Origin of the sequence: Sphaerisporangium perillae (assembly GCF_023276435.1) — a bacterium.
Lineage (GTDB): Bacteria > Actinomycetota > Actinomycetes > Streptosporangiales > Streptosporangiaceae > Sphaerisporangium > Sphaerisporangium perillae.
The window spans coordinates 1-1,073 of sequence record NZ_JALLPO010000107.1 but is presented as its reverse complement, the minus strand read 5'-3'; the positions used below and the strand labels follow the sequence as shown (position 1 = coordinate 1,073).

Sequence of the window (1,073 nt, the reverse complement as noted above, 5' to 3'; positions counted from 1 at the left end):
CTTGGTCCCCGGCCCCATCGACCCCAGCACGAACCGCGGCCGACCATCCCCCCGCGACCACCCATCCGCCGACTCCCGCGCCAGCCGCGCCCCCGCGACCGACAACTCAAAAACCCGATCAGCGATCGCATACTCCGCCAACGCCGCCAGATTCGCCCCGAACGTGTTGGTCTCCACACAATCAACACCAACCGCGAAATACGCGTCATGCACCCCCCGAACAATGTCCGGCCGCGTCACATTCAGGACTTCGTTACACCCGTCATGGCCGTCGAAGTCGTCCAGTGACGGGTCGTGTGCCTGCAGCATGGTTCCCATGGCACCGTCCGAGACCAGGACCCGCCGGCCCAGGAGCTCGCGGAACGTCGTCACGGCGCCGCCTCAGACGGCCTGCCGGAGGGCTTCTGCCCGATCGGTGGATTCCCAGGACACTCCCTCGCGGCCGAAGTGACCGTAGGCGGCGGTCTGGGAGTAGATCGGCCGCAGCAGGTCCAGATCGCGGATGATCGCGGCCGGACGCAGGTCGAACACCGTCAAGATGGCCTTCTGGATCCGTTCCACGTCGGTCTTCTCGGTGCCGAAGGTCTCCACGAACACCCCGACCGGCTGCGCCTTGCCGATCGCATAGGCGACCTGCACCTCGGCACGGTCGGCCAGCCCGGCCGCCACCACGTTCTTGGCCACCCAGCGCATCGCGTACGCGGCCGAACGGTCCACCTTGGAGGGATCCTTGCCCGAGAACGCGCCACCACCATGACGCGCCATGCCACCATAGGTGTCCACGATGATCTTGCGGCCGGTCAGGCCCGCGTCACCCATCGGACCGCCGATCTCGAACCGGCCCGTCGGGTTGACCAGCAGGCGGTAGCCGCGGGTGTCGATCGCGAGGCCGTCCAGGATCGGGTCGACCACCTGCTCCTTGATGTCGGGGGCCAGCATGTCGTTCAGGTCGATGCCGGCGGCGTGCTGGGTCGACAGGACCACGGTGTCCAGGCGGACCGGGCGGTCGCCGTCGTACTCGATGGTGACCTGGGTCTTGCCGTCGGGACGCAGATAGGGAACCGTGCCGTTCT

2 protein-coding genes are annotated in these 1,073 nt (G+C 67.6%); both read right to left on the bottom strand.

Translation table 11 applies throughout. The features are described 5' to 3' along the window. Nucleotides 1-372 (bottom strand): homocysteine S-methyltransferase family protein (locus tag MYF83_RS42200; RefSeq protein WP_308201594.1); only part of this gene is annotated, 372 nt, incomplete at its 3' end. A gap of 9 nt (nucleotides 373-381) precedes the next feature. Next, nucleotides 382-1,073: methionine adenosyltransferase (metK, locus tag MYF83_RS42195; RefSeq protein ID WP_248966440.1), on the bottom strand; the 692-nt coding region annotated here is incomplete at its 5' end.